22 protein-coding genes and 1 pseudogene are annotated in these 24,138 nt (G+C 70.3%); 14 read left to right on the top strand and 9 right to left on the bottom strand.

The window, feature by feature from the left end:
* The first annotated feature begins 40 nt into the window (after positions 1-40).
* The 3 genes from dapA (at position 41) to AB0H93_RS23820 (ending at position 3,159) form a co-directional block, all read left to right on the top strand.
* The gene (gene dapA, locus AB0H93_RS23830) at positions 41-973 is read left to right on the top strand and encodes a 4-hydroxy-tetrahydrodipicolinate synthase (RefSeq protein WP_358575278.1); all 933 of its coding nucleotides are present in this window, start codon (positions 41-43) and stop codon (positions 971-973) included.
* 7 nt (positions 974-980) lie between these two features.
* Positions 981-2,705, top strand: coding sequence for a ribonuclease J (locus AB0H93_RS23825; protein ID WP_358575276.1), 1,725 nt, complete (start codon positions 981-983; stop codon positions 2,703-2,705).
* A gap of 214 nt (positions 2,706-2,919) precedes the next feature.
* Positions 2,920-3,159 (top strand): hypothetical protein, encoded by a 240-nt coding sequence (locus AB0H93_RS23820; protein WP_358575275.1) that lies wholly within the window; start codon positions 2,920-2,922, stop codon positions 3,157-3,159.
* Between the two features lie 124 nt (positions 3,160-3,283).
* Here AB0H93_RS23820 and AB0H93_RS23815 read toward each other — a convergent pair whose 3' ends face one another.
* Together AB0H93_RS23815 and AB0H93_RS23810 are read right to left on the bottom strand one after the other, a co-directional pair.
* Positions 3,284-4,864, bottom strand: a complete 1,581-nt coding sequence (locus tag AB0H93_RS23815; RefSeq protein ID WP_358575274.1) for an alpha/beta hydrolase — start codon at positions 4,862-4,864, stop codon at positions 3,284-3,286.
* Between the two features lie 132 nt (positions 4,865-4,996).
* Complete coding sequence (locus AB0H93_RS23810) at positions 4,997-5,833, bottom strand: lysophospholipid acyltransferase family protein (RefSeq protein WP_358575273.1); 837 nt, start codon at positions 5,831-5,833, stop codon at positions 4,997-4,999.
* 119 nt (positions 5,834-5,952) lie between these two features.
* Here AB0H93_RS23810 and AB0H93_RS23805 point away from each other — a divergent pair, with 119 nt between their 5' ends.
* The gene (locus AB0H93_RS23805) at positions 5,953-8,448 is read left to right on the top strand and encodes a DNA translocase FtsK 4TM domain-containing protein (RefSeq protein ID WP_358575272.1); all 2,496 of its coding nucleotides are present in this window, start codon (positions 5,953-5,955) and stop codon (positions 8,446-8,448) included.
* A 215-nt stretch (positions 8,449-8,663) separates the two neighbouring features.
* Positions 8,664-9,944 carry a sialidase family protein gene (locus tag AB0H93_RS23800; protein ID WP_358575271.1) on the top strand — a complete coding sequence of 427 codons (1,281 nt, stop codon included), beginning with the start codon at positions 8,664-8,666 and terminating at the stop codon, positions 9,942-9,944.
* A gap of 151 nt (positions 9,945-10,095) precedes the next feature.
* On the opposite strand, the gene AB0H93_RS23795 is transcribed toward AB0H93_RS23800, so the two are convergent.
* From AB0H93_RS23795 to AB0H93_RS23780, 4 genes are all read right to left on the bottom strand, one after another.
* Complete coding sequence (locus AB0H93_RS23795) at positions 10,096-11,313, bottom strand: alpha-hydroxy acid oxidase (protein ID WP_358575270.1); 1,218 nt, start codon at positions 11,311-11,313, stop codon at positions 10,096-10,098.
* Between the two features lie 131 nt (positions 11,314-11,444).
* On the bottom strand, positions 11,445-12,014 hold the full coding sequence (locus AB0H93_RS23790; RefSeq protein WP_358575269.1) for a phospholipase: 570 nt from the start codon (positions 12,012-12,014) through the stop codon (positions 11,445-11,447).
* Between the two features lie 120 nt (positions 12,015-12,134).
* Positions 12,135-12,668, bottom strand: coding sequence for an amino-acid N-acetyltransferase (locus AB0H93_RS23785; RefSeq protein WP_358575268.1), 534 nt, complete (start codon positions 12,666-12,668; stop codon positions 12,135-12,137).
* Positions 12,669-12,719: 51 nt separating this feature from the next.
* Positions 12,720-13,226 (bottom strand): amino-acid N-acetyltransferase, encoded by a 507-nt coding sequence (locus tag AB0H93_RS23780; RefSeq protein ID WP_358575267.1) that lies wholly within the window; start codon positions 13,224-13,226, stop codon positions 12,720-12,722.
* Between the two features lie 127 nt (positions 13,227-13,353).
* Here AB0H93_RS23780 and rimO point away from each other — a divergent pair, with 127 nt between their 5' ends.
* The 7 genes and pseudogenes from rimO (at position 13,354) to AB0H93_RS23745 (ending at position 19,933) form a co-directional block, all read left to right on the top strand.
* A complete protein-coding gene (gene rimO / locus AB0H93_RS23775) occupies positions 13,354-14,790 on the top strand; it encodes a 30S ribosomal protein S12 methylthiotransferase RimO (protein WP_358575266.1) in 1,437 nt (478 codons plus the stop codon).
* Positions 14,787-15,416, top strand: a complete 630-nt coding sequence (gene pgsA / locus AB0H93_RS23770) for a CDP-diacylglycerol--glycerol-3-phosphate 3-phosphatidyltransferase (RefSeq protein WP_358575265.1) — start codon at positions 14,787-14,789, stop codon at positions 15,414-15,416. The genes rimO and pgsA overlap by 4 nt, the downstream gene beginning before the upstream one ends.
* Complete coding sequence (locus AB0H93_RS23765; RefSeq protein WP_358575264.1) at positions 15,413-15,904, top strand: CinA family protein; 492 nt, start codon at positions 15,413-15,415, stop codon at positions 15,902-15,904. The genes pgsA and AB0H93_RS23765 overlap by 4 nt, the downstream gene beginning before the upstream one ends.
* 170 nt (positions 15,905-16,074) lie before the next feature.
* Positions 16,075-16,548 carry a helix-turn-helix transcriptional regulator gene (locus AB0H93_RS23760; RefSeq protein ID WP_358575262.1) on the top strand — a complete coding sequence of 158 codons (474 nt, stop codon included), beginning with the start codon at positions 16,075-16,077 and terminating at the stop codon, positions 16,546-16,548.
* 255 nt (positions 16,549-16,803) lie between these two features.
* Positions 16,804-17,517 (top strand): annotated as a pseudogene (locus tag AB0H93_RS23755) (PspA/IM30 family protein); the annotation flags it as partial.
* Between the two features lie 134 nt (positions 17,518-17,651).
* Positions 17,652-18,497: a hypothetical protein gene (locus AB0H93_RS23750; RefSeq protein WP_358575261.1), complete on the top strand. Its 846-nt coding sequence runs from the start codon at positions 17,652-17,654 to the stop codon at positions 18,495-18,497.
* Between the two features lie 158 nt (positions 18,498-18,655).
* On the top strand, positions 18,656-19,933 hold the full coding sequence (locus AB0H93_RS23745; protein ID WP_358575436.1) for a solute carrier family 23 protein: 1,278 nt from the start codon (positions 18,656-18,658) through the stop codon (positions 19,931-19,933).
* 278 nt (positions 19,934-20,211) lie between these two features.
* Here AB0H93_RS23745 and AB0H93_RS23740 read toward each other — a convergent pair whose 3' ends face one another.
* The 3 genes from AB0H93_RS23740 to AB0H93_RS23730 are packed head-to-tail and all read right to left on the bottom strand — an operon-like array spanning position 20,212 to position 22,467.
* On the bottom strand, positions 20,212-20,991 hold the full coding sequence (locus AB0H93_RS23740; protein WP_358575435.1) for a DNA-formamidopyrimidine glycosylase family protein: 780 nt from the start codon (positions 20,989-20,991) through the stop codon (positions 20,212-20,214).
* Between the two features lie 7 nt (positions 20,992-20,998).
* Positions 20,999-21,634 carry a LysE family translocator gene (locus AB0H93_RS23735; RefSeq protein WP_358575259.1) on the bottom strand — a complete coding sequence of 212 codons (636 nt, stop codon included), beginning with the start codon at positions 21,632-21,634 and terminating at the stop codon, positions 20,999-21,001.
* The gene (locus AB0H93_RS23730; RefSeq protein ID WP_093261620.1) at positions 21,631-22,467 is read right to left on the bottom strand and encodes a ParA family protein; all 837 of its coding nucleotides are present in this window, start codon (positions 22,465-22,467) and stop codon (positions 21,631-21,633) included. Before AB0H93_RS23730 ends, AB0H93_RS23735 begins: the two co-directional genes overlap by 4 nt.
* 163 nt (positions 22,468-22,630) lie before the next feature.
* Here AB0H93_RS23730 and AB0H93_RS23725 point away from each other — a divergent pair, with 163 nt between their 5' ends.
* Positions 22,631-23,362: a class I SAM-dependent methyltransferase gene (locus AB0H93_RS23725; RefSeq protein ID WP_358575258.1), complete on the top strand. Its 732-nt coding sequence runs from the start codon at positions 22,631-22,633 to the stop codon at positions 23,360-23,362.
* 230 nt (positions 23,363-23,592) lie between these two features.
* Positions 23,593-24,012, top strand: coding sequence for a DUF3040 domain-containing protein (locus AB0H93_RS23720; RefSeq protein ID WP_093261617.1), 420 nt, complete (start codon positions 23,593-23,595; stop codon positions 24,010-24,012).
* The last annotated feature ends 126 nt before the right edge of the window (positions 24,013-24,138 follow it).

Here is a 24,138-nt window from a genome sequence, read left to right as displayed (position 1 = left end):
GCCGCTCTGAACAGGGAACTCACCAGGTAGCGTCAGGGCCATGACCGTCTGCCCCACTGCCAGTCCGGGCCGCCCGTTCGGCCGCGTCCTGACCGCCATGGTCACGCCGTTCGACGAAGACGGAAAGCTCGACCTGAAGCTGGCGCAGGAGCTCGCCACGTATCTGGTCGACAGCGTCGGCAACGACGGCTTGGTCGTCAACGGCACCACCGGCGAGAGCCCCACGACCAGCGACCACGAGAAGCAGCAGTTGCTGCGCGCCGTGGTCGAGGCGGTGGGCGACCGTGCGGCCGTGGTGGCCGGCGTCGGCACCAACAACACCGAGCACTCGGTCGAGCTCGCGCGCGCCGCTGAGCACGCCGGTGCGCACGGCCTGCTGGTCGTGACGCCGTACTACTCGCGCCCGCCGCAGGAAGGGCTGTTCCAGCACTTCTGGACGGTCGCCGACGCCACCGAGCTGCCGGTGATGCTCTACGACATCCCGCCGCGCTCCATCGTGCCGATCCAGGTCGACACGTTGAAGCGGCTGGCGGAGCACCCGCGGATCCAGGCGGTCAAGGACTCCAAGCACGACCTGCTGGCCGGCAGCGAGGTGCTGGCCAGCACCGACCTCGCCTACTACTCGGGCGAGGACCCGCTGAACCTGCCCTGGCTGTCGGTCGGCGCGGTCGGCTTCGTCAGCGTGATCGGCCACGTGGTGGGGGACCGGCTGCGCAAGATGCTGGACGCCTACGAGGCGGGTGACGTCGTCGGCGCCCGGGAGGTCCACAATGGACTTCTGCCGGTGTACCGGTCGATGAACTTCGTCGGCGGGGTGATCTTCTCGAAGACGGCGCTCCGGTTGTGCGGCTACGAGACCGGGCAGCCGCGGCTGCCGCTGCCCGCGGCGACCGAGGAGCAGGTGCGGTTGATCACCAGCGACCTGTGGGATGCTGGCCTGGTACTGGTCAATCCGGACGCCGCACAGAGGTGAACCAGCGTTGAGCGCAAAGGCGACAGCCACCGAGTACCACCCGGTGACGCCGACATCGTCGGCCCCACCACCCCCGTTGGCCGACGGTGGGCTGCGCGTCGTAGCGCTCGGCGGCATCGGCGAGGTCGGCCGGAACATGACCGTGTTCGAGCACGCGGGCCGGCTGCTGATCGTCGACTGCGGTGTCCTGTTCCCCGAGGACGACGCGCCGGGCGTGGACCTGATCCTGCCGGACTTCGCCGCGATCGAGAACCGGCTGGACGACATCGACGCGCTGGTGCTCACGCACGGGCACGAGGACCACATCGGGGCGGTGCCGTTCCTGCTGCGGCTGCGGCCGGACCTGCCGGTGGTGGGGTCGAAGTTCACCCTCGCCCTGCTGGCGGCCAAGTGCCGCGAGCACCGGCTCGACCCGGTGCTGGTGGAGGTGGCCGAGGGGCAGCGCAGCAAGCACGGCGCCTTCGAGCTCGAGTTCTTCGCGGTCAACCACTCGATCCCGGACGCGCTGGCGGTCGCCATCCGGACCCCGGCCGGGGTCGTGCTGCACACCGGTGACATCAAGCTCGACCAGCTGCCGCTGGACAACCGGCTGACCGACCTCGCCGGCTTCTCCCGGCTCGGCGACGAGGGCGTGGACCTGTTCCTGGTGGACTCCACTAACGCCGAGGTGCCGGGGTTCGTCACGCCCGAACGCGAGATCGGGCCGGTGCTGGACCGGGTGATCGGCAAGGCGACCCAGCGCGTGATCGTGGCGTGCTTCGCCAGCCACGTGCACCGCGTGCAGCAGGTGCTGGACGTGGCCGAGACGCACGGCCGCAAGGTGTGCTTCGTCGGCCGTTCGATGGTGCGCAACATGGGCATCGCGAACGATCTGGGCATGCTGCGCGTGCCGGATGGCCTGCTGGTCGACCTCGACGAGGCGCTGGCGATGCCCGAGCACATGGTGGCGTTCGTCTCGACCGGGTCGCAGGGCGAGCCGCTTTCGGCGCTGTCCCGGATGGCGCGCGGTGAGCACAAGCAGATCCACATCCGCGCCGGCGACACCGTGGTGCTGGCGTCCTCGCTGATCCCCGGCAACGAGACCGCGGTGTTCAGCGTGGTCAACGGCCTGGTCCGGCTCGGCGCCGACGTGGTGCACCAGGGCCACGCGAAGGTGCACGTGTCGGGGCACGCCTCGGCGGGCGAGCTGCTGTACCTCTACAACGCGGTGCGGCCGAGCAACGTGATGCCGGTGCACGGCGAGTGGCGGCACCTGCGGGCGAACGCCGAACTGGCGCGGCTGACCGGGGTTCCGGCGGATCGCGTGGTGATCGCCGAGGACGGCGTCGTGGTCGACCTGGTGGACGGCATCGCCGCGATCGCCGGCCGGGTCGAGGTGGGGCACGTCTACGTCGACGGCCTGTCCGTCGGTGACGTGGGCGAGTCCACGCTCTCCGACCGGCTGGTGCTGGGCGAGGGCGGGTTCATCGCGATCACGGTCGCTGTGGAGGCGTCGACCGGCCGGGCGGTGTCGTCCCCGACGATCTCCGGTCGCGGCTTCTCCGACGATCCGAAGGCGCTGGACGACGTGGTGCCGCTGGTCGAGATGGAGCTGGCCCGCACCGAGGCGGAGGGCATCGCCGACACCCACCGGATCGCCCAGGCGGTGCGCCGGGTGGTCGGGCGGTGGGTGGCCGAGACCTACCGCCGGCGGCCGATGATCGTGCCGAACGTGCTCCCTGTCGGATCCTGAACCGATCACCTGGTCGAGTGACTCATTAGTCCGTTTTGCCGACTATTGTTGATCGCTGTCGGTGTCCGGGATCTCCAGTGGGTGATCTGCGGAACCCGTTGGGAGCGCACGGCGGGCCTGCCTGGAGATCCACTGCGAGGGTGGGTCTCGCCGGTTCGGGGCGCATTCGGACTCCTGGACCGGAGGAATCACCAACGGGAGATTGGGGTCTGAAGTGCGTACTTCCGCTCGACTCTTCGGCGCTGCCACTGCCGCGGCCGCAATGCTGGCGATCGGTTCCCCCGCGTTCGCCGACAGCTACGGCAACGACGGGATCAACGTCCTGAACGACAACAACGTCAGCGTGCTGCCGATCCAGGCGTGCGGCAACAACGTCGGCGTCCTCGCCATCGTGGCGCCGATCGCGTCCCCGCAGATCAACAACTGCGTCAACGCGCCGATCTTGGACCACTGACGCACGACCTCGTCACCTAGGACAAAGTGCCGGCCTCCCGCGCGGAGGCCGGCACTTCGCTTGTTCCCGGGCGCCGACGACGAAGGGCCGGTCTCCGTGTGGAGCCCGGCCCTTCAGCGGGTTATCAATGCCAGTTCGCTTGCAGGGCTTCTTGCAGGACCGCGGGTTGTTGTGGGCGGATCTTCAGCGCGCCCACGCCCTCCGGGGTCGGTTGCGGAAGCGGCTCGCACGTGGTGTCCGGACCGTCACCTGGCTTGCGGGCCGGCAGCTTGCCGGTGGCCAGGTAGTCGGCGATCTGGTCGTCCAGGCAGGCGTTTCCGCCGAGCGAGCCCGAGTGCGTGGTGCCGCCGGGAAGGCTGATCAGGCTGGCGTTCGGAAAGCGCTTGCGGGCTTCCAGCGCGCCGGGGAACGGGGTCGCGGCGTCCAGTTCCTCGCTGATCAGCAGCGCGTCGGTAACCTTGCTGCCGTCGACCTCGACCGGCTTGCCCGGCTTCGCCGGCCACGAGCGGCACGGCGCGTTGTACCAGGCGTTGGCCCACGTCTCGAAGGGCGCCTTCGCGTACACCTCCCAGTTGTCCTTGCTCCACTGCTGCCAACTCCGCGGCCACTTCACGTCGGTGCACTGCACCGCCAGGTAGACCGCGAAGCCGTTGTCGTCGCCGGGCGGGTTGGCGCCGTCGTAGACCTTCTTCAGCGACTCCCAGTCGCCGTTGTGCACCCAGCCCGAGAACGCCTTGGCGCGGCGGTCCCAGGTCGCCTGCGAGTAGCCCGCGTTCAGGAACAGGTCGGTCCACTCGTCGGAGCCGATCACGTCGCCGGCCGGCTGCTGGTCGAGCTTGGCGAGCTGCTCGTAGTAGAGCTTCTCCACGTCGGCGCCGGTGGTGCCCAGGTGGTAGGTGGCGTCGTTCTTCGCGATCCAGTCGAAGAAGATCTTGATGTTGCGGTCGAAGGCCACGTCCTGGTTCAGGTTCGCGTCGTACCAGACGTCGTCGACGTTCACGACGCCGTCCATCACGACCCGGCGCATCCGCTCGGGGTGCAGGGTGCCGTAGACCTGGCCGAGGTACGTGCCGTACGAGAAGCCGTAGTAGTTGATCTGCTCGACGCCCAGCGCCTTCCGGATGCTGTCCATGTCCTCGACGACATCCGTGGTCTTGATGTGCTCGATCAGCTTGCCGTTGTTCCCGCACGCCCGCGCGTAGCCCTCGGACCGGTCGAGCCAGGTCTTCTCCAGCTCCGGGGCGGTCGGCACGTAGTGCGGGCGGTTGTAGGAGAAGTAGTTCGGGTCGCAGGAGAGCGCAGGCCGGCTGGAGCCCACCCCGCGCGGGTCGAACCCGATCCAGTCGTAGGCGGCGCCGGCGCCCTTCGGCACGTACGCGCCGAGCATCGACAGGGTCAGCCCGGATCCGCCCGGTCCGCCCGGGTTGACCAGCATGACGCCCTGGTACTGGTCGTCGGGCACGGTGTGCTTGATCCGCGAGACCGCGAGCGAGACCTGCTCGCCCGCCGGATCGGCGTAGTCCATCGGGACGGTGACCATCCCGCACTCCGCCCCGGCCTTCTGCAGGTTCGCGTCCTCGCACTGGCCCCATTCGACCGGTGCGGGCTGGAAGACCGGTCCGGGCGCGGCCGTTGCCGAGCCGATGGCAGGCGACAAACCGACCAGCAGACCGGCTGCCATGGCAGCGGTGACGACTTTTCTCATGTTTGCCCCGTCTGTCCAATTTGGTGCGCCCGAATGGCGACCAGTGTGGACAGTTAACGGGATCAGCCCCGGTGGGGCCGCGACATTGGCGAGAAATGCTCTACCGGAACCCCTTCGGCTTACCGGACGGGCTCACGAGCGCCAGGGGCTGGGTTTGTCGGTGGCCGGGCGCGTCGGGTCGAAGTGGTGGGGCGCTCCGAGTTCTCCCTCGCGCAGCGGCACCATGCCGGTTGCGATGGCCCGCATGATGCGGTCGCGGGCCCTGGTCGCGTCGCCGACCCGGTCCGCGGACAGGTCGCTGAGGTCCACCGGCGCTCCGAAGTGGACCTTCAGCTTCGGCCGGCGGCGGACGGCTCGCAGCCACGACGCGAACAGGATCCAGAGGTCGCCGGTCTTCTCGACGCGGACCATGCCGTAGCACATCGCCTCGTGGGCGCCCCACTGGCTGACCGGCACCACCGCGGCGCCGGAGGCCAGCGCCATCCGGGCCACGCCCGTCTTCCCGCGCTCCGGCCACATGTCCGGTTCGAGGGTGATGCGACCCTCCGGGTACATCAGCACCGGGTGGTGATCGCTGGTCAGCGCCGTGATGACCCGGCCCAGCGCCTCGCCCGCGGTGCTCTTGCCGCGATCGGCGCGGACGTGCCGGCAGGTGCGGAGCACCGTGCCCAGCACCGGCGTGTCGAAGAGCCCGCCGGTGGCGAGGAAGCGCGGCGCGAGGCGGCGGGTGCGGCAGGCCGCGATCAGCACCAGCGCGTCGAGGTTGCCGATGTGGTTGGCGGCCAGCAGCAGCGGCTTGCCGCGCACCGAATCCGGCACGTCGCCGGTGACCTCCAGGCGCCCGGTCAGCCCGATGATCGCGCGGTCGACCCGCATCAGCGCGCGCCACAGCAGCGGCGCGTCGCGGAACAGCTTCTCGCGGTCGGTTCGGCGTGTCGGCTCGTTCGGACTGGAAGGTAGGGCGACCATGATGGTCGAGGATCTCACGCGCGCTGCGCCGGTTGGAGCGGATTGCCCGAAAAACGGCCGACCTGCGATCTCCCGTGGCTGGTGTGACGCGCGAGGCGGGTGGAGATACCGTGTGGGGCATGGCGAGCCGGACATCGAACGGGGGACGGGGCTCGTCGCGTGGCAAAAGCGCGACCAAGAGTAACGGCTCCGCTGCCAGGAGTGGCGGATCGGGCAGGTCGGGCACCACGCGGAAGAGCACCGGGAGCGCCAAGCCCCGCCCCGGATCGACGCACGCACCCCGCAGACCAGCACCGAAGCGATCCGCCAGGACGAGTTCCAAGGGCGGCGGGAGCATCGCGCGCGGCGTCGGGAGTGTGGTCCGGGCGGTGGGCAAGACCAAGGAACTCGACCCCGCGCACCGGCGCGACGGGCTGGCGCTGATCTTCCTCGCGACCGCGGTGATCGCCGCCGCCGGCGTCTGGTGGCAGGCCGGCGGCCCGGTCGGGCACTGGTTCGACTGGGCGCTGCGCTCGGTCATCGGCGTGGCGGCCGTGGTGCTGCCGATCGTGCTGCTGATCACCGCCGTGCTGCTGATGCGCACCGAGACCAGCGCCGAGGCGCGGCCCCGCGTGGTGATCGGGTCGATGCTGCTGATCTTCACCACGCTCGGCGTCCTGCACATCGTGTCCGGCGCCCCGCTCGACCCCGAGAACTGGGCGAACGCCGGCGGAGCCCTGGGCTTCGTCGCCGGCGGCCCGCTCGCGCACGGGCTCACCGGCTGGGTCGCGGCGCCGGTGCTGGTGCTGATCGGCCTGTTCGGACTGCTCGTGCTCACCGGCACGCCGGTGCGCGAGGTGGCGGCCCGGTTGCGCGGTCTCGGGCAGGAGGCCGAGGAGGCCCGCCCGGCGGCTGCCGCCACCAAGGAGCTGGAGGCCGATCCGGCTTCGGTCAAGCTGCGCAGGCCGTCCCGCCGTCGCCAGGCGGCGATGTCCGAAGAGGACCGGCAGCTGTCGCTGGAGGACGTGCCCGAAGAGCAGGCCAAGCCCGCCAAGGCGAAGGCCGCCGCGGTGCCCGCCAAGCCGGTCGCCGAAGCCGCCGAGGAGAAGCCGAAGAAGAGCAGCAAGCCGCAGATCAGCCGCAGCGTCGAAGGCGATTACCAGTTGCCGCCGCTGGACGTGCTCACCGACGGCGACCCGCCGAAGAGCCGCAGCCGCGCCAACGACGCCATGATCGAGGCGATCACCGCGGTGCTGGAGCAGTTCAACATCGACGCCCAGGTCACCGGCTTCACCCGGGGGCCGACCGTGACCCGCTACGAGGTCGAGCTCGGCCCCGGCGTGAAGGTCGAGAAGATCACCGCGCTGACCAAGAACATCGCCTACGCCGCCGCGACCGACAACGTCCGGCTGCTGGCGCCGATCCCGGGCAAGTCCGCGGTGGGCATCGAGGTGCCCAACAGCGACCGGGAGATGGTGCGGCTGGGCGACGTCCTGCGCTCCGCCGAGGCGGGCAAGGACAGCCACCCGCTGGTGATGGGGCTGGGCAAGGACATCGAAGGCCACATGGTCACCGCGAACCTGGCGAAGATGCCGCACCTGCTGGTGGCCGGCTCGACCGGGTCCGGTAAGTCCAGCTTCGTCAACTCGATGCTGGTGTCGCTGCTCGCGCGGGCCACCCCGCAGGAGGTCAGGATGATCCTGATCGACCCGAAGATGGTGGAGCTGACGCCGTACGAGGGCATCCCGCACCTGATCGCGCCCATCATCACCCAGCCGAAGAAGGCCGCCGCCGCGCTGGCCTGGCTGGTGGAGGAGATGGAGCAGCGCTACCAGGACATGCAGGCCAACCGGGTGCGCCACATCGACGACTTCAACCGGAAGGTCTCCTCGGGCGAGATCACCGCGCCCCTGGGCAGCGAGCGCGAGTACCGGCCGTACCCGTACATCCTGGCCATCGTCGACGAGCTCGCCGACCTGATGATGACCGCGCCGCGCGACGTCGAGGACGCCATCGTGCGGATCACCCAGAAGGCGAGGGCCGCCGGCATCCACCTGGTGCTGGCGACCCAGCGCCCGTCGGTGGACGTGGTGACGGGCCTGATCAAGACGAACGTGCCGTCGCGGTTGGCGTTCGCGACGTCGTCGCTGACCGACTCGCGGGTCATCCTGGACCAGCCGGGTGCCGAGAAGCTGATCGGCATGGGCGATGCGCTGTACCTGCCGATGGGGGCGTCCCGGCCGGTCCGGGTGCAGGGCTCGTTCGTCGGTGACGACGAGATCCACCGCATCGTCTCGTACACCAAGGACCAGGCCGAACCGGAGTACACCGACGGCGTCACGGCGGCCAAGGCGGGCGAGAAGAAGGAAGTCGACTCCGACATCGGCGACGACCTCGACGTCCTGCTGCAGGCCACCGAGCTGGTGGTGACCAGCCAGTTCGGCTCCACCTCGATGTTGCAGCGCAAGCTGCGGGTCGGGTTCGCCAAGGCCGGCCGGCTGATGGACCTGCTGGAGTCGCGCGGCGTCGTCGGTCCGTCGGAGGGCTCGAAGGCGCGCGAGGTGCTGGTCAAGCCGGACGAGCTGGAGAACACGCTGTTCTCGATCCGCGGCGGGCCGCCACCGGATGCCGAGTGATTCCGGCGTCCCCGCATCTCCTGGATGCGGGGACGTTGCCGTTTTCCGCGTTTTAAACGGCATTTTCTCGGCCGGTTCTGCCGGGTTCGCACTGCTCCGTTTGCGCTTCTCAGATTGCGCTGAACGGAATTGTTCGAAGGGTTGATCTCCCGGTTCCGTGCGATAGTGTCCCGCCCGCTGACGGTTTATCCGCCGCGATTTCGAAGGGCTCTCGCATGGTCGTCCGGAAAGTCCGCGCCTGGTTATCGGTGCTGTTCGCCGCGTTGCTGCTGGTGGTGGGATTTCAGCAGATCGCTTCTGGTGTCCCGGCCGGAGGGCAGGATGTAGCGCCGTCCGATGTGGACAAGGGTGAGCTGTTGCGCACCGGTGGCAGCAGCTATCCGCGAATGGTGCGGTTGCAGCACTCCGGCCTGGCCGACGGGCGCGTGCTGGCCAGCATGACGACCTATGTGGACCGCGCCGGTTTCGCGGTCATCTACGAAAGCCGTGACGACGGCGAGACGTTCCGGCAGATCGGCGAGATCCGCGACCCGGAGGGCGCGGACGCGAAGGGCATGTGCTGCTCGACGCTGTACGAGTTGCCGCGACAGGTGGGCGACATGCCGGCCGGAACCCTGCTGTGGGCGGGCACCGCCGGCGTCGGCGCGGACCCGGAGGAGCGGCAGAGCAGCATCCGGGTGTGGCGCAGCGACGACCACGGGCGCACCTGGAGCTTCCTGTCGACCATCGTGCAGGCGCCGGTCGGGCCGGGCGTGTGGGAGCCCGAGTTCACGGTGTCCGCGCAGGGCGATCTGGTCGCGTTCTATTCCGACGACGGCGATCCGAAGCACGACCAGAAGATGGTCCAGGTGCGTTCCGCGGACGGTCGCAATTGGACCGATTCGCGGGAAACGCTGAAGAACGACAAGTTCACGGTGCGTCCCGGGATGTCCGGGATCCGGCAGCTGCCGGACGGCACCTACGTGATGGTCTACGAGGTCTGCAACTACGATCCGGTGCACATCTGCACGGTGTGGATGCGGACCTCGGCCGACGGCTGGGATTTCGGCGACCCGTACGACCTGGGCACGGAGATCGTGTCGGAAACCGGCGGGCAGCCGCTGGGCACGCCGACGATCGCGTGGGCGCCGGGGCCGGGCCCGAACGGCCGGCTGCTGCTGGCGTACCAGATGCTCGGCGGCGACAACGGCGGTTGGGCGCCGGGCAACGGGCGCACGCTGATGGTCAACGACAACCCGTCCGACCTGGCACGGGGCTGGCGGGAGATCCCGTCCCCGGTGCAGCTCAGCTACAACAAGGGCAGCGTCTGCCGCAACTTCAGCCCGACCGTGTTGCCGACGTCGGACGGGAAGTCGGTCATCCACATCACGACGGACTTCGAGAAGTACATCGGGGGGCCGTGCGAGGCGTTCCACGCGACGGGCCCGATCGATGCGACGGCCGGAACGGCGAGCAGCCACGAGGCGAAGCCGATGGACCCGCGCCCCGGCCGCTGACGGTCCGCAATTTCAATGGAAATCAGAGGTCCGATTTCCATTGAAATTGCGGGAGTTGTCCACAGCCGTCGGCGTGTCGTGGTCCGACACGCTGACGGTCCGCAATTTCCATTGAAATCGAAGGTTCGATTTCAATGGAAATTGCGGAGGATCAGCCGTGGCGGAGGGTGGCGTGGGTGGTGTTGAGGTCGTCGATCGCGTGGACGCCCAGCAGTTGGAGGGTCCGGACGATCTCGGCGCGGAGGATGTCCACCGTCTTCTGGACGCCGCGTTCGCCGCCCGCCATCAGGCCGTACAGGTAGGCCCGGCCGATCAGGCACGAGTCCGCTCCGAGCGCGATCGCCGCGACGATGTCGGCTCCGCTGACGATGCCGGTGTCCAGCAGGATCTCGGCCCGGCCGCCGATGGCCTCGCGGACCGACGGCAGCAGTTCCAGCATCGTCGGGGCCCGGTCGAGCTGCCGCCCGCCGTGGTTGGACAGCACCACCGCGTCCGCGCCCCGCTCGACCACGCGCCGGGCGTCGTCGGCGTTCTGGATGCCCTTGACGATCAGCGGCCCCTGCCACAGCTCCCGCAGCCACTCCAGGTCGGCGAGGTTCAGCGACGGGTCGAACATCGAGTTGATCAGTTCCTGCACGGTGCCGGACCAGTGCTTGAAGGAGGCGAACGACAGCGGCTCGGTGGTGAGCAGATTGAACCACCACGCCGGGTGCATCGCGCCGTCGGCGATGGTCTTGAGCGTCAGCTCCGGCGGGATCGTCAGCCCGTTGTGGGCGTCGCGCAGGCGCGCGCCGCCGACCGGCGTGTCGACGGTGAGCATCAGCGCCTCGTAGCCGGCGTCCTGGGCGCGCTGCACCAGCTCGCGGCTGGCCTCGCGGTCGCGCCAGAGGTAGAGCTGGAACCACTTGCGGGAGTTCGGCGCCGCTGCGGCCACGTCCTCGATCGAGGTGGTGCCCATTGTGGACAGCGCGTAGGGGACGCCCGCGCGGGCCGCGACGCGGGCCACCGCGGGCTCGCCCTCGTGGTTCATCATGCGCGTGAAACCGGTGGGGGCGAAGGAGAACGGCAGCTCGGAGCGGCTGCCGAGGATCGTCCTGCTGGTGTCCACCTTGGACACGTCCTGCAGCACGGAGGGGCGGAACTCGACGTTGCGGAAGGCCTGCCGGGCGCGGCGCAGGCTGATCTCGGCCTCGGCGGCGCCGTCGGTGTAGTCGAACACGGCGCGGGGCGTCCGGCGGCGGGCGATGGCCCGCAGGTCGGCGATCGAGTGGGCGGCCGATAGGCGCCGCTCGGTCGTGTTCAGCTGCGGGGGCTTGACCCGCAGCAGCGGACGCAGTTCGGACCAGCGCGGAAGTTGCCGCTTGACCATTCGTGTTCCCTTCTCGCCGTGCGCCGGGGCGCGAAGGGCACATTACCTTTTCGTGGCGGCGGAAAAACCCGGCGAAGACGGGGGAGGGCGCGTCCCGCTTGGACGCGCCCTCCGCCGATCGCGCTCGGTGCTCAGCCGTTCGCGCCGAGCCGCACGACCTCGCCCGTGGCGTTGACCGCGTGGTACTCCAGCAGCGACCCGGTGCCGGAGAGCACCGGCTTGACCTGCGCCAGTTCGACGGCCTCGGCGGTCGAACCGCTCGTCCCGCCGAACTCGCGCACCGCGTAGTAGTAGATGTTCGCGGTGCCCTTGCAGACCACGTCGCTGCCGCAGACCGAGTACATGTCGGCCTTGAAGTTGTCGTCGACCTTCTTGCGGTCGTCCTCGCCGAACCGGTCCTGCCGCTTGTAGTTGCGGTAGCCGAAGTCGTGCCGCTCGCAGCTGGTGCGGAACTTGTAGCCCAGCGGCTTGTCCGGCGACATCGAACAGCCGTCGGAGGACCAGTCGAGCTGATCCGCGTGGGGCTGCTCGGCGCGGGTTTCGGTGAACGCGTCGAGGGAGAACTCGTACAGGTACTCGTCGGTCACCGCCCGCAGCTGGGTCTGGCTGAGGTCGGCGTGCGCGGTGCCGGCGGTGAGCAACAGCGCGCCGGTTGCCGCGGCGCAGGTGAAGAAGCCACGGCGAGCAGGGGAACGTTCCACGGCTGGTCTCCTCGGAGCCGAACGGATCACTCCCCGTGTTATAGCTGTTGCAGGTGGTGTTCGCGGGACGTTAGGGCATCCGGCACGAGAACGATGACCCCGAATTCGACCGGTCGGGCGCTATCGGTCGAGTTCCAGGAGCATCCGGGTGTTACCGAGCGTGTTCGGTTTGATGTTGGCGAGGTCGAGGAACTCCGCCACGCCCGCGTCGACGGAGCGGCGCATCTCCTCGTAGACGTCGGGGCTGACCGGGGCGCCGTCGATGGTGCGGAAGCCGTGGCGGCCGAAGAACTCGGTCTCGAAGGTCAGCACGAACACCCGGGACAGGCCCAGCTCGCGGGCGAGGTCGACGAGCTGGTGCACGAGGCGGTGGCCGATGCCGTGGCCCTTCGCCGCCGGATCCACCGCGACGGTGCGGATCTCGGCGAGGTCTTCCCAGAGCACGTGCAGCGCGCCGCAGCCGACGACGCGGCCGGCGCCGTCCGGCTCGGCGCGCTCGGCGACCCAGAACTCCTGGATGTCCTCGTAGAGGGTGACGAGTTCTTTGGCCAGCAGCACTTCGCCCGCGTAGGCGTCGACCAGGGACTTGATCGTCCGCACGTCGGCGATGCGAGCCCGTCGAATTGTTATCGCCGACGACGCATAGTCATTCATGCGAGCATCGTAGCGCCGCGATCCTGGCGTGGCATGCGCATTCTCCGCGCGTCACGAGCCCAGTCGCAGCAGCATGCGCGTGTTGCCGAGGGTGTTCGGCTTCACGTGCGCGAGGTCCAGGAACTGCGCCACGCCTTCGTCCGGCGAGCGGCGGATCTCGTCGTAGACGTCCGGCGGGACCGGGGTGTCGGCGATCGGCAGGAAGCCGTGGCGGCCGAAGAACTCGGTCTCGAAGGTCAGCACGAAGATCCGGGACAGGCCCAGCTCGCCGGCGGCGGTGACCAGGCTGGCGACGAGCGCGTGGCCGATGCCGCGGCCCTTGGCCATCGGATCGACGGCGACGGTGCGGATCTCGGCGAGGTCTTCCCAGAGCACGTGCAGTGCGCCGCAGCCGACGATCTGGTCTGCCTGTTCGGCGACCCAGAACTCCTGGATGTCCTCGTAGAGCGTGACGAGTTCCTTGCCCAGCACCACTTTCCCCGCGTAGTGGTCGATCAACGCCTTGATCGCGCGGGCGTCGCGGACTCGGGCCGGGCGCACCTCGGCGAGAGCTGTCATGTTAGGCAAGCCTAACCAACTGCGGGTTCGAGTGGTCGGATGGCGGCCGTAATCTTGACCACGGCCGGGGTTTTCGCCCGACGGGCTCGTGCGCAGGGGGCGGCGGCCGGGACGTTACGCTCCTCGCATGTCAACCGAGCAAAATCACCGCCGAGTCGCCATGGTCACGCTCGGTTGCGCCCGCAACGAGGTCGATTCCGAAGAACTCGCCGGCAACCTGCACGGTCGCGGCTGGGAACTCGTCGACGCCGACGACGCCGACGTCGTGGTGGTCAACACCTGCGGCTTCGTCGAATCGGCGAAGAAGGACTCCGTCGACACGCTGCTCGCCGCCGCCGACACCGGCGCGAAGGTCGTCGCCGTCGGCTGCATGGCCGAGCGCTACGGCGCCGAGCTCGCCGAGCACATGCCCGAGGCCGACGCGGTGCTCGGCTTCGACCACTACGCAGAGCTCGCCGACCGGCTCGACGACGTCGTCGCAGGACAGGCCATCCAGTCGCACCAGCCGCGGGACCGGCGCAAGATGCTGCCGATCACCCCGGTCGCCCGGCCCGCCGCGGCCGCCGAGGTCTCGGTGCCCGGCCACGGCTGGGTCCCGGCCACCCGCGCGGTGGCGCGCCGCCGGCTCGACGACTCGCCGGTCGCCGCGTTGAAGCTGGCCTCCGGCTGCGACCGGCGCTGCTCGTTCTGCGCCATCCCGTCCTTCCGCGGTTCCTTCCTGTCCCGGCCGCCGGAGGAGATCCTGGGCGAGGCCGCCTGGCTGGCCGAGCACGGCGCGAAGGAACTGTTCCTGGTCAGCGAGAACTCCACCTCCTACGGCAAGGACATGGCCGACGCGCGGGCGCTGGAAGTGCTGCTTCCGAAGCTCGCCGCCGTCGACGGCGTCGACCGGGTGCGGGTGTCCTACCTGCAGCCCGCCGAGACCCGTCCCGGCCTGGTGCGCGCCATCGCCACCACGCCCGGTGTCGCGCCGTACTTCGACCTGTCGTTCCAGCACTCCAGCGAGTCGGTGCTGCGCCGGATGCGCCGGTTCGGCTCCACCGAGTCGTTCCTGGCGCTCATCGAGCAGATCCGCGAGCTCGCCCCGGAGGCGGGCATCCGCAGCAACGTCATCGTCGGCTTCCCCGGCGAGACCGAGGACGACTTCGCCGAGCTGCAGGACTTCCTCACCCGGGCGCGGCTGGACGCCATCGGCGTGTTCGGCTACTCCGACGAGGACGGCACCGAGGCCGCCGGCTTCGACGGCAAGATCGACCCGGACGTCGTCGACGAGCGCGTCGAGAAGCTCTCCGACCTCGTCGACGAGCTGATCGCGCAGCGCGCCGAAGACCGCATCGGCACGGAGGTGCGGGTCCTCGTCGAGCGCGTCAGCGACGAGGAGTGCGCCGGTCGCGCCGAGCACCAGGGACCGGAGGTGGACGGGGAATGCCTCGTCACCGATCCTGGAGAGGTCAACGTGGGCGATGTGCTGCTCTGCCGGGTGGTGGACAGCGAAGGCGTGGACCTCGTGGTGCGCCCGATCGACAGCACGCCCGCGCAGAACAGGCCCGGGGAGCAGCCATGACGGCCGATGGCGCGACGTCCGACTCCGCAGCGGCGAACCCGACCGGGGCGCGGTCCGAACCCGTGCCGCTGGTCAACATCGCCAACATCCTGACCGTTTCCCGGCTCGCGCTGGTGCCGGTCTTCCTCGTCGCGCTGTTCTGGGAGGACGGGCACGACACGCTGTGGCGGTGGATCGCCACGGCGGTGTTCGCGATCGCCTCCATCACCGACCGCATCGACGGTGACCTGGCCCGCAAGCGCGGCCTGGTCACCGACTTCGGCAAGGTCGCCGACCCCATCGCGGACAAGGCTCTGACCGGCGCCGCGCTGGTCGGGCTGAGCCTCCTCGGCGACCTCGGCTGGTGGGTCACCTGGGTGATCATCGGCCGTGAGGTCGCCGTCACGCTGCTGCGGTTCTGGGTGATCCGGCACGGCGTCATCGCGGCCAGCCGCGGCGGCAAGGTCAAGACGCTGCTGCAGGCCCTCGCCATCGGCTTCTACCTGCTGCCGCTCGGCGCCTGGGCCGACGTGCCGCGCTGGATCGTGATGGGCGCGGCGCTGGTCGCCACGGTCGTGACCGGGCTTGACTACGTCGTGCGCGCGGTGCGGCTGCGCGCCGCCGGCCGGGCCAAGGTCGGCGCGTGATCGTCGATCAGATCGGGTTGTCGTTATCGCAGGTCGCGGCCTTGCTCGAGGCATTGCGGCGGCGCGGCGAGACGGTCGCGACCGCGGAATCGTTGACGGCCGGCCTGGTGTCCGCCGTGCTGACCGAGGTGCCCGGGGCCAGTGACGTGGTCCGCGGCGGGCTGATCGTCTACGCGACCGATCTGAAGGCGGAGCTGGCCGGGGTCGATCGCGATCTGCTCGCGGCGCACGGCGCGGTGCACCCGCGGGTCGCGGAGATGCTGGCGGACGGAGCCCGGCGGCGCTGCGGCGCGGACTGGGGCATCGGGCTGACCGGCGTGGCCGGGCCCGACCCGCAGGACGGGGTGGCGCCGGGCACTGTGCACCTCGGGTTCGCCGGGCCGGACGGCGCGACGGTGCGGTCGGTGCGCCTCGACGGCGACCGGCACGCCGTGCGGGCTGCGGCCGTTCGGGTGGCGCTGGAACACTTCGCGGGTCTGCTGCGTTGATTCAACGGGGCGCTGTGCGCTGGCAGAAGGCCGCGCCCGGGAACGGTCACCGTGCGTTCGCCCTCGGCGGACTTGTGGACGATCGTTCTCGTTCGGGCCCTCGGATGAGTAACGTAGGTGGCGTTCACGCGTGGTGCACGCGGTAGGCGACGAAGGAAGGGAGGCGCGCGATGACCGTATTGTTGCGGGAGGCGGTCGGTGAACGACTGCGCCGCGCCCGGACCGCACAGTCTCGGACCTTGCGGGACGTTTCGCGCGCTGCCCGGGTGAGCCTCGGATATCTCTCCGAGGTGGAACGGGGCCGCAAGGAGGCGTCCAGCGAACTGCTCGCCTCGATCTGCGACGCCCTGGACCTGCCGCTGCCGGAACTCCTGGTCACCGTGGCCGGCGACCTCGACGAGACGCTGGTGGTGCCGTCGGTCGTCGAGCAGGCCACGTCGGCGGAGATCGACGGCGGCCGCCTGGTGCCCAGCCTGATCGGCACCGAGCTCTCCGACGCCGAACTGGCCAAGCAGCAGCTGACCGGCGCCGAAGTCAGCGCGGAAGCGGAACCGCGCGCCTGCGCGGACCGGCTCCAGCCGATGCTCAGCCAGCGGATCAGCGCGCCGGTGCGCAAGCCCGGCGGCGTCGTGGTAGCGGCATAGGAGCAAGACCGACCTCGTGAGTGCCGGAGCGGGTATATGCCCGTTTCGGCACTCACGACCGTTTTCGGGGCCCGGTGGCCGGGTGGTGGCGGCTTTCTGGTTCGATCTTGGGTCGTAGCTCCGGGTAAATCCCGGAGAACTACCGTGTTTGGTGGAAGCCGACACGACTACCTGACACGATGGAACCAGCGGGCACGCCCGGTGCGGTCGTGTCGGCATGGGGCAGCCGAGCACAGAAGAAGGCAGGCGGAGGAGATGGCCAACCCGTTCGTGAAGGCCTGGAAGTACTTCATGGCGGCGTTCTCGTCGAAGGTCGATGAGCACGCGGACCCGAAAGTACAGATCCAGCAGGCCATCGAGGAAGCCCAGAAGCAGCACCAGAGCCTCTCCCAGCAGGCCGCTTCCGTGATCGGCAACCAGCGCCAGCTGGAGATGAAGCTGAACCGGCAGCTCGGCGAGGTCGAGAAGCTGCAGGCGTCGGCGAAGCAGGCGCTGGTGATGGCCGACCAGGCGCGCGCCAACGGCGACGAGGCGACCGCGCAGAAGTACGAGGAGACCGCCACCCAGCTGGCCAGCCAGCTGGTCACCGCGGAGCAGGGCGTCGAGGACCTCAAGACGCTGCACGACCAGTCGCTGGGCGCCGCCGAGCAGGCGAAGCAGGCGGTGGAGCGCAACGCGCAGATCCTGCAGCAGAAGATCGCCGAGCGCACCAAGCTGCTCAGCCAGCTGGAGCAGGCCAAGATGCAGGAGCAGGTCTCCGCGTCGATGCGGCAGATGACCGAGATCGCCGCGCCCGGCAACACGCCGTCGCTGGAAGAGGTCCGGGACAAGATCGAGCGCCGCTACACCACCGCGCTGGGCGAGGCGGAGCTGGCGCAGAACAGCGTGCAGGGCCGGATGCTGGAGGTCCAGCAGGCGTCCATCGACGCCGCCGGCGCCAGCCGGCTCGCGCAGCTGCGCGCTTCGATGGGCACCGGGCAGCAGCAGGTGACGGGCGGACAGCAGCAGCAGATCGCCGGCGGTTCGCAGGCTGCCGGTGAGCCGGCGACCCAGCCCCAGCAACAGCAGAATCCGCAAGCCGGCCAAGCCTGAGCGAGCGAGGCGTGAAGTCCCGCAAGCAGGAACTGACGCAGTTGGGCGAGGCCGCGCTGGAACAGATGCGCGGCCCGCTCCTCTCCGAGGTGCGGCGGAGGTTCGCCAACTGGCGCGATCCGCGGGCTCGGCTGCTTCGGCAGCGCAAGCGGACGAAGCGGGCTGCTGCGGGCAGCGCAGCCTCGGCCGGCGTGTTCGGCGCCGGCGCGGCCGCCTCGGCGTCCCTGCCGGAGATGTGGGGCGCGCTGGGCGGCCTGGGGGAGTTCCTGCAGTACACGAGCACCGTCGGCCTGGGCGGCCTCGCCGTCATCAGCGGCGTGGGCGCGGTCAAGGTGGGACTGAAGTACCGGCGGCTCATGAGGACGCCGCTGCCCGAGCCGCAGCCGGAACCTGCGGCGCTGCCCCCGCAGGGGTCGGCGGCGCGGGTTCCGATGCAGCGGTTGCGCGATGCGGAGCAGAGCCTGCGCCATGCGTTGACGCAGCTGACGTCGGCGGGCGCGGGCAGCGCCGCAGCGGACGCGAGGGCCACCGCGGACATCGCGGCAGCGGAGCTGCGGCGCGTCGCGGAGCGGATCGTCGCCGTGGAGGCGGCGATCCCGCACGCGCCGGAGACGCAGAAGCCCGCGTTGCAGGCTGATGTGCAGCGGTTGCGCGAGGAGCTGGACGAGGGCCTCGACGGTTACGGCGGTCTGGTCGCCGCCGCGGGGCGGGCCGTGGCCGCCAGCGGTGCTCCGGAGCAGAAGTACCTGATGCAGGACGCCACCGATCGGCTGGCCGGGCTCGCCGCCGGTTTGCGGGAGATCTTCGGGCCGGACGGGCCCAGCGCGGACCCGCAGCGCCGATCCGGCCAGGACTGACGCGACACGCCGGGCCGATATCACTGCTGGTAGTCGACGTTTTCGTTGATCCGCCGAGCGGGTTGGCTTGATTGTGTGATGCGAAATAGTAATCTTCCCTTTGTCATCACATGCCGTGGCAGGGCCTCGCCCGACCGGGCGGCTCGGGGGAGGACGATGTGGCGTTGTGGACCGTGCACGGCAACGGTCGACGCCTGGTGCGCGATGCCGTGGTGGCCTCCGAGGAGCGGCTCAGCTGGCCGCTGACCATCGGATTCGGACTGCAGCACCTCCTGGCGATGTTCGGCACCACGACGCTCGTGCCGCTGCTGACCGGCTTCCCGCTGACGACCACGTTGCTGCTCTCCGGCATCGGCACCCTGCTGTTCCTGCTGCTCACCCGGAACCGGGTGCCCACCTACCTCGGCGCGTCGGTGGCCTTCGTGGTGCCGTTGGGAACTGCCGCGGGCGAGGCCGGTGCGAGCCCGGCCGCCCTGCTCGGCGGGATCATGGCGGTCGGCCTGGTGGTGATGGCCGTCGGTGTGGCGGTCAAGGCGCTGGGCGTGCGGCTGCTGGAGTCCGCGATGCCGCCCGTAGTGACGGGCGCGGTCGTGCTGATGATCGGGCTCAGCCTCGCGCCGCAGTCGGTGTCCTGGTTCAGCGAGCAGCGCGTGCCCGCGGCGCTGACGCTCGGCACGATCGTGCTGCTCACGGTCCTCAGCCGGGGCATGGCAGGGCGGGCCGCAGTGCTGATCGGGGTGCTGGTCGGGTGGATCTACGCCGTGCTGGCCGGTGACCTCGTCCCGGAGCGGCTCGACGAGCTGGCCGCCGCGCCCTGGTTCGGGCTGCCCCAGCTGATCGCCCCGCAGGCGCACATCTCGGTGATGCCGTTCGTGCTGCCGCTGGTGATCGTGCTGGTCGCCGAGCACGTCGCGCACCTCAAGGCGGTCGCCGCGATGAGCGGCCGCGACCTCGACCCGCACGTCGGGGATGCGCTGATCAGCGGCGGCCTGGCCACCACGCTGGCCGGCTCGGCAGGTGGGTCGGCGCTGAGCAGCTACGCGGCGAACATCGGGGTGATGGCCGCGACGCGGGTGTACTCGACGGCGGCCTGCCTGGTCGCCGCGGTGGGCGCGATCGTGCTGTCGTTCTCGCCGAAGCTCGGTGCCCTGATCAACACGATTCCGCTCGGCGTGCTCGGTGGCGCGACGCTGGTGCTCTTCGGGCTGCTGGCGCTGGTCGGGGCGCGGATCTGGCTGGACGCCGCGGTCGACTTCGCGGATCCGGTGAACCTGGTGGTGATGGGCACCGCGGTGATCGCCGGGGTCGGCAACCTGACGCTGCAGGTGGGGGAGCTCCGGATCACGGGCCTGGTGTGGGGCTCGGTCGGCATCGTGCTGGTCTACCCGATCCTGCGGAGCCTCGCCGACGCCCGCGACGCGGCCGCCGAAAGCTGACGCCCGAATCCGCGAATCCTTGGGCGCTGCAGAGGCTGTTTTGTATGCGGTGGTGCGGGTGCGGTAGGGCGGGTCTTAAGCGGCGCAGCCGCTCAGCCCACCCTCGCAGCTTGCACCGCCGCGGGTTCACGGTGCCCACCCCTGCGGGGTTCTCCCGGCGAGGACAGCCCCGATGTGGTGAATTGGTCATTCATGATGTCGGGGATCCCACAGCGAGAAGGCCTCTGAGGTTCCGCTACCCACACCGCCACGCAAAGCGAGCCTGGAAACAACCTCTGTCAGGGTTGGCAGCGGGGGCAGTGGTAGGTGACGCGCGCTTCGACGTCGTCGCCCTGGGTGCCGCGGCGGACCGGGCCGCCGCAGCGCAGGCAGGTGCGCCGGTCGTAGACCCAGTGCCGGGTGCCGCGCCGCAGGCTCTCGGTGGTGGACTGCTCGGGGTGCCAGGCGTTGCGCAGCAGCAGTTCCCGGCACAGCCGCACCGCGCGGGCCGCGTCGATCTCCGCGACGGGCGTCCACGGCGAGCGGCCCAGCAGGAAGCACACCTCCGTCTTGTAGATGTTGCCGACCCCGGCCATCACGGTCTGGTCCAGCAGCGCCCGGCCGAGTTCCCGGTCCGGGTCGGCGGTCAGCCGCCGGATCGCCTCGGCCGCGTGCCCGTCGTCCCACGCCGGATCGAGCAGGTCCGGCCCGAGGTGGCCGATCAGCTCGGATTCCGCCGAGGTCGGCAGCCAGCGGAGGTCGTGCAGGTTGAACCCGACCGCAACCCGGTCGGCCGTGCCCAGGACGGCCCGGGCCTGGTGCGCCGGCCGCCGCCACCTGGTGCCGGGGGAGTAGAGGTGCCAGGCGCCGTCCATGCGCAGGTGGTTGTGCAGGGTGTGGCCGTCGTCGAAGCGGATCAGCAGGTGCTTGCCCGCCGGGCGCACCTCGCGCACCCGCCGGCCGTTGAGGTCCAATGTAGACAGACGGGGGTGCCGCAGCTCGCCGCGGGTCAGGACCTGCCCGGCCAGCGCCTCGTCCAGCCGGTGGCAGGTGAGGAAGACCGTGTCGCCTTCGGGCAGGGCTCGCTCACCCCTCGGCTGCCAGCTTCAGGCCGAGGCCGATCAGCACCGTCGCGGTGATCCGGTCCAGCCAGGCGCGCACCCGCTGCCGCTGGAACAGCGCGCGGGCCCGGCCGGCGAGCCACACCAGCGCGGTGGACCACAGCAGCCCGATGAAGATGTGCGTCGCCACGAGCAGCGGGCCCCAGGCGAACGCCGCCGCCCCGGGCGGCAGGAACTGCGGCAGCAGGCTGACGTAGAACACACCCACCTTGGGGTTGAGCAGGTTCGTGACCATCCCCGAGCGCAGCGCGCCGAAAGCGGTCAGCGCCACCGGCTCGACCGGGACGTCGTCGGCCTGCTGAACCCTGTTGCGGGGCAACGACTTCCACAGCGCCGAGCCGCCCAGCCAGAGCAGGTAGGCGGCGCCCGCCACCCGCACGATGTCGTAGGCCACCTGGGAGGCGGTGAGCAGCGCGGTCAGGCCCGCGATGCTCGCCGTGCCCCAGATCAGGCAGCCGAGGTTGATCCCGAGGAACGTCGCCACCCCGACGCGGCGCCCGCCGAGCAGCGAATGCCGCAGGATCAGCATCGTGTCCAGGCCGGGCGTCAGGACACCGATCAGCGCGACGAAGACGAACGTCAGGAACAACGTCGTCGTCATTCGGCACCGTCCAGCAGTTCGTCGTCGTCCGGCTCGGCTCGGCGCGGCCGGCCGGCCCGCAGCGTGCGGGCCAGCACCAGGTTGAACGCCAGCGCGACCTCCCGCGCTCCCGGCGTGCCCCACTGGTGGATCGGCATGCACGCCCCTTGCGCCTGCTGCACGGCCAGCCGATCGGGCAGCGCGACCGGCAGCACCAGCGGGCCGAAGATGTCCCGCAGCTCGTCGATGCGGAACTGGTGCTCGTGGGAGCGCGGCCGAACCCGGTTGACGATGACGCCGAGCGGCTGCAGGTCCGGGTTGGTCGACTGGCGCTCGGCCTGCACCGCCTCGAAAGCCCGCTGCACGCCGGAGACCGCGAAGATCGTCGGCTCGGTGACCAGCAGCGCGCGATCGGCGGCGATCAGCGCGGAGCGGGTCAGCCGCCCCAGCGACGGCGGGCAGTCCAGCAGCACCAGCTGGTACGGCAGCTCGCCGTCGGCGATCAGGCCGTCCAATTCGGACAGTGCCGTGGTGAGGCGGGACAGGTGCTCGCCGTCGCCGTGCTGTCCGTTGTGGCTCTCGGCGTCCTCGGAACCGACCAGGACGTCGACCTCTTCGCCCCAGGAGCTGCCGGTCACCGCCGCCCGCAGCACCTCCGGGCTCGGATCGGCCAGGACGTCGCTGAGACCCTTGGTGGTCTCCTCCGGCTCCAGGCACGCGGTCGCGTTGCACTGCGGATCGAGGTCGACGACCAACGTCCGAACCCCGCGGCGCATGGCGGCCGAGGCAAGCCCGAGCACCACGGTCGTCTTGCCCACGCCACCCTTGAGACTCAGCACTGCCACCGTCTGCACGGTCGTAGCCTACGGAACCGGGGACCGTCCCAGAACTGCTCCCTGAAACTTGATCAACGCCAGTGGTGCGGGTGGCGGAACGGGTTCTGCGGAATGCCGCCGGGGATCCGCCGATCCGCACTCCGGTGAAACCCGCCCGCGATCCCGCATTACGCTGCTCACCATGAGATCCGACGCCGTCCACCAGGTGCTGGAAGCCGAACTCGACGCTGCGCGGCGGCGACGCGGCGGGCGCCCGCCGCGGGTGCTCGACGTCGGTGGCGGCAGCGGTGTGTGGGCCGTGCCGCTGGCTTCCGCGGGCTGCTCGGTGACGGTGATCGATCCGAGCCCGAACGCGTTGGCGATGCTCCAGCGCAGGGCCGTCGACGCCGGTGTGGCCGACCAGATCACCCCGTTGCAGGGCGACACCGACGCGCTGTCGGCGCTCAGCCCGGAAGGCGGCGCCGATCTCGTGCTGGCGCACGGGCTTCTGGAGGTCGTCGACGACGTCGAAGCGGCGGTGGCGGCGCTGGCCGAGGCCACCGCACCCGGCGGCGCGGTGTCGGTGCTGGCCGCCAACCGGTACGCCGCGGTTCTGGGCTGGGCACTGGCCGGCCGGCTCGCCGAGGCGCTGCAGCTGATCCAGGATCCGAACGGGCGGCTCGACGAGGCATCGGACACCTTGCAGCGGCGGTTCGACACCGACGGCCTGCGCGAGGTCCTGACGGGTGCCGGATTGGCCGTGGAGCTGATCCAGGGCCAGGGTGTGCTCAGCGACCTGGTGCCCGGCTCGGCGCTGGACAACAACCCCCGGGCGGCCGACACGATGGCCGAGCTGGAGCGGGCGGCGGCACGCCGAGCGCCGCTGCGCGACATCGCGACCCGGCTCCACGCCATCGCGCGCCGACCGGCCTGACGTCGCCGTTTCCGCCAGGCGTGGCGGCGCGGCGCGGATCGATCACTGCCCCGAGGGGATGATGTCGGCAACCTCGCACAGTTCCGGTGCCGGGACCGGGTAGTACTCGCGTGCCGGGAACCGTATCCTCAGGGGTGACGCCCCCAAGCGTTCGCCGGTCCCCAGCCTGTGTGGGCAAAAGCCCACCGGGTCTCCGGCGCCACTGAGAGACCTGTGCCGGAGGAGGAGTCATGCCACTCTCCGAGCACGAGCAGCGACAGCTCGAACAAATCGAGCGCGCGCTCTACGCCGAGGACCCCAAGTTCGCCTCCACCGTGCGCGGAGGACGGCTGCATCGCCCATCCAGACGTCGGCGGCTGCAGGGCATCGCCGTCTTCGTCCTGGGGTTGGCCCTGCTGGTAATCGGTGCGGTGATCCCGGCCCTCAGGCCGGCCGACATCCCCGTGTTGAGCGTGGTCGGCTTCCTCGTGATGTTCGGCGGAGCAGTGATCGTCCTGTCCGCGTTGCGCGGTGGCGGGGACGACATCGAATCGGGACTGGAGAACGGCGGTGGTGGTCGGCCGAAGAGGGGCGCGGACCGCAGCAAGCCCGGACGCAGCTCCTTCACGCAGCGCATGGAGGAGCGTTTCCGCAAACGCTTCGATCAATAGCGGCTGATCGACCCGGAGATCGCCGCCACCAGGTCTCGATGCGGGTCCGGCCGTCGGAGCCGGTGGCGGTGATCTCCAGCCGGGCGGGCCGGGCCTGGCTGCGGAACTCCTCGTCCTTCCTCGACG

The organism is Saccharopolyspora sp. NPDC050642 (assembly GCF_040654735.1).
GTDB lineage: Bacteria > Actinomycetota > Actinomycetes > Mycobacteriales > Pseudonocardiaceae > Saccharopolyspora > Saccharopolyspora elongata.
The sequence above is the reverse complement of the archived record's forward strand: the minus strand, read 5'-3'. Positions and strand labels throughout refer to the sequence as shown.